We start from the raw sequence: 13,990 nt of genomic DNA on the forward strand, positions 1-13,990 counted from the left end.
TAGTATCCAACACGCTTTTAAGTCCTCTGTTGAGAGGGAGCCGATATGTCGGATAATGTCTCCCCGAGGATGTGCTTAATTCCGCGCCGGAGTCTGGATGCGACGGCCTGCTGTGAGATGCCGAGTTCGTCGCCGATTTCTTCCATCGTTGTCTCGCGCGGGGATTCGAAGTAGCCGCGCTCGTAGGCCAGCACCAGCGCCTCTTGCTGGGTGTCGGTCAGCGCCGCCTCGGTACCCGTCTCGACCGGCGTGAGCGCGTGCAGCTCCGTGAGCGTGAGCTGGATATCCAACTCTCGACAACGGGATTGAAAATCAGCAATATCGCTACGGGTGTCACCACGAATATCGAACGTCCACTGCTTGTCCGTCCCGACGGCTTCGATGAGCGCGACCTGCGTCTCCGTCAGCGTGGTTAACACGTCGTCGTAATCCACCGCCCATTCGACGCGTAACAGATGCTCGTCTTCGACGGAGTCGATGAACTGGATTCGCTTCACGCCGGGATGCTCCGAGAACGCATCTTCGACATCGTCAACTGTGGTTCCCCGAACCCAGAAGTAGGGGATCACCACCTCTTGAGCGGGGATGATCCGCTCCAGTTCGATCGACACATCTGGCAGTTGTTCGAACAACGTCCCCAGCGGGAACTCATCCGATGGAACCGCAAAGGAAGCCTCTGTAGCCATCATCCAATCCGTGGTGCCCTGAGCGTAAATACTCTCTACGGGACTGTGAGACTAAGTCACGAACATATTTTGCGTTTCGTGTTCGGCACCGACTCGATATATCTTTGCCCTGTACTTACCATTCCCTACGAGTCCAATAGGCGTGTGACTGGTTCTATGACACGCTAAGTCAAGCGAATCGAAGATTCGCGTACCTCGTAAATCTCCGATTTGCTTAGCGTTGGGATATTACGGTTTGCAGTCCACCACTTGGTCACGTGGTAAGAATCAGCGTGGCAAGTCATCAGGTAGACTTCGGGCTGTGCCAACCAGCCGGTACTCCTATCCTCGCCGAAACTGGTCGAAGACTCGGAGTTACTTGTGTTGATGTCGAGACGGATGTTCTCCGCCACGTTCACGTCAGCATTGAATGCCGTATCATACCCCTCACAGACGTTTATCAGGGAAAATCTCGAGGGAGAACGCTGCCTGCGGTGGTTTATGTCCGCATTTCCGCTCTGTTTGTCAAGTCCAAGCCGTGACCGGTTTCCTTTTATTGATGTCATTGTTACGTAGGGACGAATGGTTGATTCGCGTTCGCTGGTGGCCATGCTTCCGCGACCAGTGCGGACGCTTCCGGCCGACCTCGCTGCCGTTCTCGTGGTCTTGATTCTGACGAACGTCGCCGTGCTCGCACCAGTTATTCGAGAGACTCCGCTTCGGGTGCCGCTCGGGCTCGCGTTCGTTCTTTTCGTGCCCGGCTACGCGTTTATTGCAGCACTCTTTCCCGAAGCCGGTGTGTCTCCAACCGCCGAGGAGGACCTCGAGTCCAGTGGAGATGACGACAGCGGCGGGCTGATACAGTCAAGGGTGCTTGACCGTGATCGTTCGGGGATCGACGGGATCGAACGGGTTGCGCTGTCGTTTGGGCTTAGTATCGCGATCACACCGTTGCTCGGGCTCGTGTTGAACTTCACGCCGTGGGGAATCAGACTGGTTCCGATCATGGTTACCGTAAGCGCCTTTACCGCGGTTGCGACCGCCGTCGCCGCCGTTCGTCGGTGGGAACTGCCAGAGGACGAGCGGTTCCATGTTCCCTATCGTGAGTGGTATGCCGCCGGCCGGTCGGAACTGCTCGAGCCGGATACTCGAGGTGACGCCGTCCTGAACGTGATCTTGGTTCTCTCGGTGATGCTGGCCATCGGAACTGTCAGCTACGCGGTCGTGGTGCCTCCTGAGGGAGAACAGTTCTCCGCCGTGTATGTTCTAGGCGAAGATGATGATGGTGAACTCGTCGCCGATAACTATCCAACCAATTTTACCCAAGGTGAGAGTCAGGAGATCGTTCTCGGTGTCGACAATCACGAACACCGAACCGTCGACTACACCGTCGTCCTCGTCGAACAACGGGTGTCTACTGAGACCAACGAGACTGTCAACGACGATGGCGAAACGGTCGTCGAAAACGAGACTGTTGTCGAAGAGCAACGCGAACTCGATCGCTTCGAGACGCAGTTGGCTCACAACGAAAGCTGGCACCATCCTCACGATATAGAGCCGACGATGACTGGCGAGGATATCCGGCTCGTCTGGCTGCTCTATCCCGACGGTGAGGTCCCCGAGGAGCCGTCGATGGAGAGCACCGAATACTCTGTTCACCTCTGGGTCGACGTTAGCGCTGAGTGAGACTGTCGAGTTGTGGCTTTCGACTGACCCGGTAGGCGAAACGTGGCAGGGATAACCATCAAGACGCCGTTCGTTGTGTTTCGAGGTGGGAGGGATCGTCGTTTTGGAGCGGAGGTCCGATCTCATAGCGGGTTTATAACTGGTGATTGAGAAAACCAATAGTAATAAGGGGATACTCTACACGTAGTTGTCATATGGATTCTGTTTCCGCAGTCGTCCTCGCTGGCGGTGAAGGAGAACGACTCCGGCCGCTGACGCGCAATCGGCCGAAGCCGTTGCTTCCCGCCGCAACGACGCCGATCCTCGAGCACGTATTCGATCAACTGCTCGAGGCCGGCGTCACCGAGATCACCGTTGTCGTCGGCTACGGCCGTAACCGCGTGCAGGCGTACTTCGGACCGACCTATCGGAACGTTCCGCTGACCTACGTCACCCAGAACCAACCACTTGGCAGCGGCCACGCGTTGCTGGCCGCTGAGTCCGAGGTCGACGGGACGACGCTCGTCGTCAATGGTGACCAGATTGTCGACAGCCAAATCATCAGTGACGTTCTCGAGGCACACGATAACGCGGCGGCAACACTCGGATTGCTCAACCGGCGCGACATCGAATCCTACGGCGGCGTCCTTCTCGAGGACGGCGCTGTCACGGAACTCGTCGAAAATCCACAGGATGAGCGCGGGTACCGGTTCAACGCTGGTGTCTACGCCTTCGAGTCGGCAATCTTCGACGCGATTCGCGCTGCCGAGCCGCGTGCCGGCGAGCAGTCGCTGATCGACGGGATCATCGAACTTCTCGAGTCAGGTGCTGATGTCCGTGGAGTCATTTCGGAGGGACTCTGGGTTGACGCTACCTATCCATGGGACTTACTCGACGTCTCGTTCGAACTGTTCGAGGCAGGACTCGTCGAAGGGGATTACGAAGACCCCAGCGCTGGTGCAATCCATGACTCGGCTGTCATCCGCGAGCCCGTCGTCATCGCGCCCGACTGTGAGATCGGTGCGGGAGCCGTCGTCGGTCCCTACGCGTGTCTCGGCGAAAACGTCACTGTCGGATCGAACGCGGTTGTCGAACGCAGTGTGATCGATACGGACACGCGCATCGGTACGTCGGCGACCGTCGCCGACTGTGTGACCGGCGTCGGTGTGACGATCGGCAACGGAACGGTGATCCCCGGCGGTCCTGGCGACGTCCGCGTCGGTGACCGCGTCTTCGAAGGCGAATCGCTCGGCGCCTTGCTCGCTGACCGCGTTACCGATCAGGGTGGCTCGACGTACGTTCCTGGAACCGTCGTCGGACCGGAAGCCAACGTCGAGGCTGGGGCAACCGTTCGTGGCACCCTCCCAGAAGAGACGGAGGTGCGATCGTAATGTGTGGGATTATCGGTTACACCGGCAACGAGGGGGACGTCCTCGATGTCCTAATGACCGGCCTCTCGGGCCTCGAGTACCGTGGCTATGACTCGGCTGGGGTCGCCGTGTCGAACTCCTCGCTGTCCGTCCACAAACGCGAGGGAGAGGTGTCGGCGCTCGAGGCCGCCGTTCCCGACGATGATCTCGATGGATTAGCCGGCATCGGCCATACCCGCTGGAGCACCCACGGGCCGCCATCGGACGAAAACGCCCATCCGCATACGGACGCCGAGTCGACGGTGGCTGTCGTCCACAACGGTATCATCGAGAACTACCAGGAACTCCGCCGCGAGCTTGAAGCCGACGGCTACGAATTCACGAGTGAGACCGACACTGAGGTTATCCCTCACCTGATCCGGGCGGCGCTCGATACAGGAGCCGACCGTGAGGAGGCGTTTCGGGAAGCCATCCACCGACTGGAGGGAAGTTACGCCGTCGCCGCCGTGTTCAACGGCAGCGAGACGGTGTATGCGGCGCGCAACGAGTCGCCGTTGGTCCTCGGAATTGGCGACGATGGCCATTATTTAGCGAGTGACGTCCCAGCGTTTATCGAGTTCACTGATCAGGTGGTCTATCTCGAGGACGGCCAGTTCGCACGCGTCAACCCATCCGGCATCGTCGTCACCGACGAGCAAGGGGCCGTCGTCGAGACGGCCATCGAGACGATTGACTGGGATCCCGAAGACGCCGGCAAGTCGGGGTATGACCACTATATGCTCAAGGAGATCCACGAGCAGCCGACAGCAATCCGCAAGTGTCTCCGGGAGCGTGTCAGCGAACTCGAGGGGACCATCGATGTCGACGCGTTGGCCGACTTAGAACATGACGGGCCCGTACAGTTCGTGGCCTGCGGCACGTCGTATCACGCTGCGCTGTACGGCGCAAAACTGCTGCGAGAGCGTGGTGTCCCGGCACAGTGTTTTCTCGCCAGTGAGTACGAGGTCGATGCAATTCCGGCTATCGAGGAGACGCTTGTTGTCGGTGTCACCCAGAGCGGGGAGACTGCCGACACGATGAGTGCACTGCGGGCAGCAAACCAGATCGGTGCGATGACGCTTGCACTGACGAACGTCGTGGGGAGCTCTGCAGCCCGGGAGTGTGATCACGTGATGTACATCCGGGCCGGCCCCGAGATCGGTGTTGCCGCGACCAAGACATTTGCGAGCCAGCAGGTTGCGCTGGCGATGCTCTCGAGCGTACTCTCCGGCGAGGGTTCGATGGAGTTCGTCGAGCGACTGCGTGATTTGCCCGATCAGATCCAGAAGGTCCTGGATGAGTCGAACGCACGTGACATCGCCGACGCGTACGAGGGCTCGGACGCCTACTTCTTCATCGGTCGGGGGTACAACGCTCCCGTCGCACTCGAGGGCGCCCTGAAAATGAAAGAGATCTCGTACGAACACGCCGAAGGCTTTGCCGCCGGCGAACTGAAACACGGCCCGCTGGCGCTGGTGACTGATCAAACGCCGGTGTTTGCGGTGATCGCTGGGGACACGAACGTCTCGAAGACGCTCGGCAACGTCAAAGAGGTGGAGGCTCGCGGTGCACCCGTTGTCGCCGTAACCGATTCGCCCGAGCAGGTTGGGCAGTACGCCGATCACGTCCTCGAGGTGCCATCGGCGGGGCCGCTGCTGACGCCGATTCTCGCGAACATTCAGCTGCAGTTGGTGTCGTACTGGGTGGCCAATCGGATGGGGCGGTCGATCGACAAGCCGCGGAACTTAGCAAAGAGCGTCACCGTCGAGTAGGCGGAGCGTCGCGTCGTCCGGGGACTTTGTGTTCACTGTCATGCAGTGGTTCTCAACTCTTTTGCATTTTTCCTCGAAGAGGAGAGCCATTAGTACGATTGTTTACCGATTAATTTCCTGTATGATTTGATAAATAATCTGTGTGCGCTACTGATGTGTATTGTGAGGGTATGTGAAACCATCTTTGATGTATTTGAAATTATATATAGGAACTCTAATCAAACATGACTGGTGACACATAACCATGAGTGATAGCGGATACAATCCTGCGGGAGAGACACATGAGGTCACGTCAGTATCGGATCCGAAACGCCGCCAATTGCTGAAGGCTGCTGGTGTCGGTGCGATTGGAACGGTCGGACTCGGTGCAACCGGTTCGACGACGGCTGTGGCGTCGTCATCCGAGGATTTGGTGGATATCCGTTTTCAGAATCGACCAGAGCCAGGAGACGATTTTGTCGACGTCGTGGCTGAGCTAGACGAGGAGTACGAGACAGAGTTCCTCGAAATCCGTGCATTCGATGAGAGACGGAACGAACTGACAGCAGAGGTCAAGACCGTTTCACTGGACTCGGATGGAGATAAACGAATCCAACTTACGGAGTCACTCGAGGCAGGCGACTTTGTGGAGGTCATGCTCCTCGAAGAAGGTACTGACGACCCTCAGGAGGCAGTTACGGGTAAATTTAGTGCTGTCAACGAGACACACATCGAGTTCCGAGAGCATCCAGCTGCTGGCGACGGTTCTGTCGAGGTCTCTGCGATCGCCAGCGACGAGGATCTGGAAGATGGGCTAGAAATCCGTGTTAGCGATGACTCGGGTCACGAACTCACCGCAGATCCTATCCCTGTCCATTGGGACCCTTATCTGTTGGTCGAACTGAACGATTCTCTATCCGAAGGAGACGAGATTACCGCCTTCCTTCAACCAGAAGGAGAGTACGACCCGGATGCAGCAGTCCGTTCGGTCACGGTGACAGTTTCGGAGTTACAAACGACGGTAGAGATGCCGACTCGCCCGGAATCGGGTGACGAGGTTGTCGACGTCTCGGTCACTGTTGCTGATGACCACTCAGATACTCTCGAACTCCGTGCATTCAGTTCGTCTGGTGACGATCTGACAGCGGAGGCCGTCGCCGTCGAACCAGGTGCTGTCTCTGAGGAATCAATTCCACTTATAGACTCGCTCGAGGCAGGCGACTTTGTGGAGGTAGTGCTTCTCGAAGAAGGGATTGACGACCCTCAGGCGGCAGTTGCGGACGACTTCGGGGCTGTCAACGAAACGCACATCGAATTCCGAGAGCAACCGGCTGCTGGCAACGATTCTGTCGAAGTCTCTGTGATCGCCAGCGACGAGGATATAGAAAATGGATTAGAAATTCGTGTCAGTGATAGCTCGGATCAAGAACTCACTGCAGATCCGTCTCCTATCTATTTTGATCCTTCTATGTCGGTTGAACTGAACAAGTCTCTCTCCAAAGGAGATGAGATCACTGCCTTCCTTCAGCCGCAGGGTGAGTACGATCCAGATGCGGCAGTTCGTTCGGACACCGCAACGGTCGAGTTCGAAACGTCTATCGATATTCTGAGTCCGCTGGATGTGGGTACAGAGGTCATCGACGTATCCGTCACTGTCGCCGATGACCATGATGCAGACACTTTTGAGGTCCGTGCGCTCGATATGTTTGGCGATGACCTGACGGCAGAAGCTGCCTCCGTCTCTTCAGGTGAGGCCGTAGAGACACAGATCCACCTGTCGAAGGCGCTCGAGGCGGGCGATGTAGTGTGGGTTGCACTATTCAACGAAGGCGATGATGATCTCGAAGCGGCGATCGAGCAGCGTCACCGACCCGTCGACGAGACGCACATCGAGTTTCAACAACCACTGGTCGATGGTGACGATGAAGTCTGGATTTCTGCTACCGTTGAACAGAGCGTTGAGGATGAGGTGGTGGTCCGTATCGGTGATGAATCGGGACGCGATCTCACTGGAGACCCGCTAGAGCTCAGGGGTGGATCTTGGTATAGCTGGCTGCTATCGTTGACCACACCGCTCTCCGAAGGTGACGAGATCACGGCTGTTATACAGCCACCCGGAGAGTACGATTCTGAAAAGGCACTCGTATCAGCGACCAAGACAGTCGAAGATGCAGAGTCGGTGCTTACAGCGGAGTTCACGTATTCGCCTGATTCACCCGACGTTGAGGACGAAGTGACGTTCGATGCCAGTGAGTCTGGGCCGGCTGAGGGGATCGAACAATACCATTGGGACTTTTCCGGTGAGGACGGGGCCACTCGGGAGGGCAAGCAGGTCAGTTACACGTTCGACGAGCCGGGTGAACACGAGGTCATGTTGATGATAGAGACTGACGGCGGTCAGTCGGCGGTCACGACAGAGACCATCACCGTACGCGAGGGCTGCTTCATCGCCACGGCAGCGTGTGGGACCCCTGATCACGAGCAAGTTCAGACGCTTCGTTCGTTCCGGGACACAACCCTGAAAGGGAACGCCGTCGGCGAACTACTCATCCGTTGTTATTATGCAACCAGTCCACCGGTCGCAGACTGGGTGGCTGAAAGCGCGCGTCGCCGGTCGCTTGTTCGTTCAACGATCGTTCGGCCAGCTGCTCGCCTCTCGTCAATGCTTGGCCTCGATGGTACCATGGGTGGCGACACTTCCTCGGACGACTGATTCGCGAGCAACAAATACGGTTCTGCGATCTTTCTAACGTGTTTTTGACACTGTCTCACTGAGCCTGTTTGAGAAGTGGACTGACTGTTGAGCTATCGATCAGAATGTTCGAAGGCCTGCTCAGTGAGGGCTATACGACTGATTCTGAAGAAATTGTAATAGCTCACCGATCTGAAAACGTCGGCCAGAAGCCGACGTTGAGCCCCCTCGTTCGGTCGCGGTGGGAATGGCAACCGAACAGGGATGCGATCGTCCGTCGCTGGTCGACAGTGCAACGATCGCGATTTGTGGCGAGGGATGTGATGTCTCAGTGTCGGTGGATTCTGTCAGTGTTGACAGTACTCCAACTCCTCGCCAACTGAATCTTCCATCCACTCCCAATTAAACCCGTTGGCCGTTTGACTTTTTATCATGTGTCGGAACGATAGAATATCGCCCGCTTGTTTGGTATCTTCCATCCAGAAACGGACCTATCGCCTGCTGCACTGGCGCGTTGAGTTCAACAATTTGACCGTCGGTGGCGAAGGTCCTGCGATGTTTTTAGGAAGCGTCTTCACGACACTGTTCGATGGCTGGCTCCTCATCAGGAGTATCCGATGAATCACTAGCCGAGTCGTCGGTCTCCGACTCTGCTGTGAACAGTTCCTCTTCAGTCAGGTTCGTGACTAACTGTGTGTGCCAGTTAATGCGCGTCTCGAGGGCGGGGCCGCGCGAGAGGGTTTCGATGAGGAACGACTGTGCGTCCAGGTCTCGAGCAGCCTTGTGGACGAGCAAGCCGCTCGGTTCGTTTTCCGGCTTGGCAAAGGTATCGGTCGTGAACTCGAGGGCTGGTTCATCGACGTGGTTCTGGTTCACGGTGTCGGCAGCCTGCTTGGCATCGTCAGTGGTCTCGGTACTGTCCGAGTGGAAAATCGCCTGTCCGACGCCGTCGACAGGGCCGCCGGCGTAGATGCCGATCGACTCGTGGAGGTCGATAACCACGTCGGGATCGTAATGGGTGACGACGTTCCAGACCTCCCGGGCGAGCTCCGTCGTCGGCTCCTCGCCTTCGGGGAACTGACGGTTGAGATCGACGCCATCACTGCCTGTACGGGTCTGCTGTTCGACAGCCTCAGCGTTCACGTAGGGGATCGTCACGAGCGTGCCGGCATCGATCTGCCACTCGGCGATACGGCCTGCTGCCTCGTACCCTGCAACTTCGTTGCCGTGCATTCCGCCGACGACCAGTACCGTCGGTCCGTCGGCAGTTGCAGCCGTCTGGTACACCGTCGTCTCGTGCTCTGTGCCTTCGAGAATTTGATATGAATGTCTCGAGAGATCGGTGTCGGATTCAGCGCTCGAATTAGCACCGGCGACGCCGGCGAGTACACAACTGGCTGCGGCTGTCAATACTGTCCGTCGAGATGTCTGCAATGACCCCATGTGATCGATACCTCGGCAGAACAGACCTTTATTATAGATTTGATAGCGCGTCCCACCCGCCTGGCCGGTGAAAGCGATCGTTCTCTCTCAGGTAATCGAGCGTATGCCCGGTAGCTTGGGTGATCCACCGTTTCGAATCGCGGTTTCGCTGCTCGAAACTGTCACTGTCTCGTATGTATAGAGTGCAACTGTCCTGAAATCATCGCTAACTCGATTGTAAATATAATAGTGTAGGTCCAAGAAAGGCGATAGCCGACGGATCCAGAACACGGAGGCGATTGCCCTCGCCGACTCGAGGCGACGTGGCCGATGAACAGGACTGGTCGCCGCTACCGGATTCACGAGCGGCCACCACTGACTGTGACCATCCGCCGCAATCCCGCCGAATGCCCGCCGTGAAACCGCCGGAACTGCGCTCCGGAGGCTGACGGTGTGAGACGGCGCTGTGATTCGATGGAAATCCGCTCAGACACCACCCAAAACACATGACATTCGAAACCGCAACTCGAGAAACGCGATGGACCGTACTCGCCGCAGTGATGATCGTGTCGATGGTCGCTCTATCGACAGTCGCTGCGGGCGCAGCAACCGCGGCCGCTGCAGACGATGGAAGTGCTGACTCCGACCTCGAGATGACGGTCGATGCACCGGATTCGATCGCAACGACTGAATCAGCCACGTTCGACGTCACCGTGACCACGTCCGATGGCGAGCCAGCCACGACTGACGTCGTTTTCGAGATCAGTGGTGAAGAGGTCGAAGAGGAACTCACTGCCAGCACCGACGACACGGGTGCTGCCACCTTCACTGTTAAAGGGATTGCCCTCTCTGAAGGAGACTACGAGTGGACAGTCACCGCCGGTGGTGAGATCCAATCAGGGACACTCACTGTGACCGATTCCGCTGACGACGGCGCTGCTGACGATGCTGGTGCTGACGACAGCGCGGCCGCCGCTGAGAACGATACTGCTGACGCCGATACCGCTGAAAACGATACCACGGCCGCTGACAACGACACTGCTGCTAACAATAGCACTACTGACGCTGACACCGCTGCTGACAACAGTACTGCTGACGAGGATACCGCCGCTGATAACGACACCGAGGCCACTGAGGACGACACTGCGGCCGCTGAGAACGACAGCGAGACCGAAGAGGACGAACCGATGCCCGGCTTCGGCGTCGGCGGTGCACTCTCTGCCTTGCTCGCAGGAACGCTGCTGTTCGTCCGACGGCGTAGCTGAGCAGGTGTCGACCGCGATTCGGCACCTCCTCTCGATGCATGACTGTTTTTGTTGATGCTGTGAATCGACATATCTGAAAGCTTATGCCACCGCTCTCGGCTGCTACAGGTATGCAACAGTACCGGCCGAAACCGACGCCGCCAGGACAGTCCAACGACTGTCTTGTCTGTGGCACCGAGATTGATGGCGATGCGGTGGAAGGGATCTGGGTGGAACGTGAGCACTGGCAGGCCCCGAACACATACGAACTCCACTGTCTCTCGTGTTGTATCGACCAGCTGAACGGATAGCCAATATAATCGACCATCGCCGCCTGGGCCGACGTGGTCACACTGATTCTGTATGCTGTCGCGCCTTAACTGGCGATCAAGTGAGTGTATTGATCGACCAGACAGTCTCTATAATGCTCAATTGGGCTGCTGTTCTATTTGTGGGACAATTTGAACGGCGTGATCTCCGCCTGCTACCCGTTGGTTTCTGTGCCGAAACCTCGGTGAACATAGCGGCCCAAAACAGTCACCTTCATAGAGGGTTCAGATGTTCTCGAGGATTCCCTCGAGGGAGAAGGGATTCGGTGAATATCTCACGGCCAGAGACCGGCGGTGCATACTGAAGGGCACGGCGCTGGTGGCTCGAGTTGTTATGGACGGAACCGATCCCGACCGGTCGCGTCTCGACCGCCGATCGTATCTCTCCGGCGCCACACTGGGCGTGGGCACACTCGTTGCGGGCTGCAGCTATGGCAGTGGGGATGAGACGAGCACAGAGCAGACTGGGAGCGAAGCTGAGACGCCAGTAGATCAGGCGGAGAGCGAGGCTGATACAACCGCAGATCAGACTGCGGGCGAAGATGAGACATCGACGGACCAAACGGAATCGACAGGTGATGTGTCGCTGCGGATCACGGCGACGAACGCGCCCGTTACGGGTGGTGACGTACTTGAGATAACCGCCGAAATCGAGAACACGGGCGAGACGGCGATCCGCCCAGCAGTCGACTACCTGGTTGATGGTGAGCGGCGATCGACGGTCACGACGACAGTTGCGTCTGGGGAGACAAAGCCACTCGATCTTGGGAGCGTTCGGATCGCTCCCGTTGCAGAAGACGATACCATGACGGTTGGGATCGAGAGCGAGACTGCGGTGGCCGAACGAACGGTCGACGTGCTTGCTTCCGATGACATAGCTGCTGTGCAGACCCCTGACCGTGAAATCACTGTGCAGTCGGACACAGCGGTCCTGTTCGACCTCGCTTCTGACGCACTCGGTGAGTACGGTGGCACGACACACTGGTTTGTCGACGACGCGTACGCGGGCCACGCACAGGGACCGTGGCATACTGCCTACTACAGCCATCAGGGGGCCGAGTACTGGCGTCACACCTTCGATACGGCAGGCACCTACGAGGTGACGGCCGCCGTCGACGGTGACGAGCAGAACACTCGCGCGAGCTGGACGGTTCACGTGACGGAAAGCGGGACTGCCGTGCCGGCAATCGATGGGAAACGGCCAGTTGGCGATTCGCTCGAGGCCGGCCGCGACGCGGACCTCGAACTGGAACTGGACGTCACCCATCCCGACGGGGGTCTGGACCGCGTGGTCTGGTGGCTCGGGCATGCGGACCGCATTCTCGGCGTGAGTGACGTCAGTGGGGCCGACGACACCGCAACGCTGACGCTCGACGGTGGCTGTAACGGCTGTCCGATCATCGCCTGGGTGATCAGCACGGACGGGACGATCACCGAAGAACAGGTCTGGCTACTCGAGTGAGCCTCGGTCGCGTGAGCTATCGCTGCGGGGTTTACGGACAGTACCGGCGGCGAGGCATCAAGCCGGATGATCGCTGAGCGTTGGGCACACCTGGATCGATAGTCGAGAAGAGAGATCGGCTGTGGGTCGCATGGTCCTAAGCGATATGTCTGGCCTCAGTCATCAATCATGGTTCGAACCAGTGGATAACACATGCCAAGGACGGCACCATAGCCGATGAACGCCATCAGACTCGAGCCGTGCTGACACGGCAGCGGCAGATAGCCGCCGATTGCCTCCTGCCAAAGTGGCATTCCGTATGCGACGATGACGAGCCAGCAGATGTTCCCGTAGGCGAGCCCGAGCCAGCCGCCGAGGAACGGTGAGCGGAGCGCAACCGCGATCGGTGCCGGGGCAAACCGGTGGTTCGCGACGCGTGTCAACCCCGCGACGAACACGACAGCGCCGACAAAACCATGGGCAATGATGACCAGCCAGTCATGGCCCTCGAGGCCATACAGTGTCGCGACAGCTTCGAGGCGTCCGGTTGCGGCTAGCACGCCGCCGAACGAGATACTGGCGAGCAGCGCTGCGACGATGACGCCAGAGATCATCCCGCCGGACAGAGCCTCTGATTTGGCTGACCGTCTGTATGGCATGAATGTTCGTTCGATGTGACCGACTATACAAATATCTAATTAAATATCTGATGAAAATGTATGAATAGAAAATATGATTGCTGTCTATCCAAAATATCTAGCACGCTTGACGGCAGCCAGTTGGAGGATTTCGTTCCGGATGTTGCCCGTCAAGTCGGTCGGTTGGATCGTTGTGGCGTCCTCGAGGGACTCGAGTTACGATACAGTGCTTTCAGAATGGCAATGATACTACACGATGATATCGCCTTAAGGAGGTGTCCGAATCGGACGCGACAGTCGCGTTTGCTATTTCTCGGTTGCGGTGGTGGGAGAGATGTGATCTCCAGTTGGCGACTTGGGCGACGTGGACATACTAATATGGCCCAGCGTCACACCTCGAGAGCGCGTAGAGATCGAGTACGCTGAGGACGATGATCGTGAGCGGAAAGGCCACGTCCGCAAAGGTGGTGTGCTCGAGTCGGAGAGCGGTGATGATGATTGGTTCGGTGACCGCACCGTTGGTGAGGAGCGTGCCGGTGCTGAGAAAGACGAGCGCCGCACTACACATTGCAGCCCAGCTGAGGCCGCGTTTCCACTCTCGAGCGTAAATGTGTCCAGTGCCCGGGAAGCAGACGGCCAAGAGGTACGCCGGCCATATTTTGAGACGCGCGCGGAGGGTCGGGCGTCTCGTTGCGGATCGTGTGGACATGGACTATCGCCTCCGGGGGTCAGTC

General features: G+C 58.0%; 11 protein-coding genes and 1 pseudogene. 7 read left to right on the plus strand and 5 right to left on the minus strand.

What is annotated here, in order from left to right:
• Window positions 1-17: 17 nt before the first annotated feature.
• Together GCU68_RS06825 and GCU68_RS06830 are read right to left on the minus strand one after the other, a co-directional pair.
• Window positions 18-686 carry a helix-turn-helix domain-containing protein gene (locus GCU68_RS06825; protein WP_152940128.1) on the minus strand — a complete coding sequence of 223 codons (669 nt, stop codon included), beginning with the start codon at window positions 684-686 and terminating at the stop codon, window positions 18-20.
• 228 nt (window positions 687-914) lie between these two features.
• Window positions 915-1,180: pseudogene (locus GCU68_RS06830) on the minus strand (RNA-guided endonuclease InsQ/TnpB family protein); the annotation flags it as partial.
• A 67-nt stretch (window positions 1,181-1,247) separates the two neighbouring features.
• Here GCU68_RS06830 and GCU68_RS06835 point away from each other — a divergent pair.
• The 4 genes from GCU68_RS06835 to GCU68_RS06850 all read left to right on the plus strand — a co-directional run bounded on the left by GCU68_RS06835 (window position 1,248) and on the right by GCU68_RS06850 (window position 8,203).
• Window positions 1,248-2,351 (plus strand): DUF1616 domain-containing protein, encoded by a 1,104-nt coding sequence (locus GCU68_RS06835; protein ID WP_152940129.1) that lies wholly within the window; start codon window positions 1,248-1,250, stop codon window positions 2,349-2,351.
• Between the two features lie 194 nt (window positions 2,352-2,545).
• A complete protein-coding gene (locus tag GCU68_RS06840) occupies window positions 2,546-3,721 on the plus strand; it encodes a sugar phosphate nucleotidyltransferase (RefSeq protein WP_152940130.1) in 1,176 nt (391 codons plus the stop codon).
• Window positions 3,721-5,511 (plus strand): glutamine--fructose-6-phosphate transaminase (isomerizing), encoded by a 1,791-nt coding sequence (glmS, locus tag GCU68_RS06845; protein WP_152940131.1) that lies wholly within the window; start codon window positions 3,721-3,723, stop codon window positions 5,509-5,511. Before GCU68_RS06840 ends, glmS begins: the two co-directional genes overlap by 1 nt.
• 244 nt (window positions 5,512-5,755) lie before the next feature.
• A complete protein-coding gene (locus GCU68_RS06850) occupies window positions 5,756-8,203 on the plus strand; it encodes a PKD domain-containing protein (protein WP_152940133.1) in 2,448 nt (815 codons plus the stop codon).
• 540 nt (window positions 8,204-8,743) lie between these two features.
• Here GCU68_RS06850 and GCU68_RS06855 read toward each other — a convergent pair.
• Complete coding sequence (locus tag GCU68_RS06855; RefSeq protein WP_227014954.1) at window positions 8,744-9,469, minus strand: M14 family metallopeptidase; 726 nt, start codon at window positions 9,467-9,469, stop codon at window positions 8,744-8,746.
• Window positions 9,470-10,110: 641 nt separating this feature from the next.
• Between GCU68_RS06855 and GCU68_RS06860 the strand changes: the two genes are divergently transcribed.
• The 3 genes from GCU68_RS06860 to GCU68_RS06870 all read left to right on the plus strand — a co-directional run bounded on the left by GCU68_RS06860 (window position 10,111) and on the right by GCU68_RS06870 (window position 12,639).
• Window positions 10,111-10,869, plus strand: coding sequence for a PGF-CTERM sorting domain-containing protein (locus tag GCU68_RS06860; RefSeq protein ID WP_227014956.1), 759 nt, complete (start codon window positions 10,111-10,113; stop codon window positions 10,867-10,869).
• A gap of 110 nt (window positions 10,870-10,979) precedes the next feature.
• Window positions 10,980-11,159: a hypothetical protein gene (locus GCU68_RS06865; protein WP_152940137.1), complete on the plus strand. Its 180-nt coding sequence runs from the start codon at window positions 10,980-10,982 to the stop codon at window positions 11,157-11,159.
• Window positions 11,160-11,511: 352 nt separating this feature from the next.
• Window positions 11,512-12,639, plus strand: coding sequence for a hypothetical protein (locus GCU68_RS06870; protein ID WP_152940138.1), 1,128 nt, complete (start codon window positions 11,512-11,514; stop codon window positions 12,637-12,639).
• Between the two features lie 155 nt (window positions 12,640-12,794).
• On the opposite strand, the gene GCU68_RS06875 is transcribed toward GCU68_RS06870, so the two are convergent.
• Window positions 12,795-13,277, minus strand: coding sequence for a hypothetical protein (locus tag GCU68_RS06875; RefSeq protein ID WP_152940140.1), 483 nt, complete (start codon window positions 13,275-13,277; stop codon window positions 12,795-12,797).
• A 352-nt stretch (window positions 13,278-13,629) separates the two neighbouring features.
• Window positions 13,630-13,965, minus strand: a complete 336-nt coding sequence (locus tag GCU68_RS06880) for a hypothetical protein (RefSeq protein ID WP_152940142.1) — start codon at window positions 13,963-13,965, stop codon at window positions 13,630-13,632.
• Window positions 13,966-13,990 lie beyond the last annotated feature (25 nt).

The organism is Natronorubrum aibiense (genome assembly GCF_009392895.1).
Lineage (GTDB): Archaea > Halobacteriota > Halobacteria > Halobacteriales > Natrialbaceae > Natronorubrum > Natronorubrum aibiense.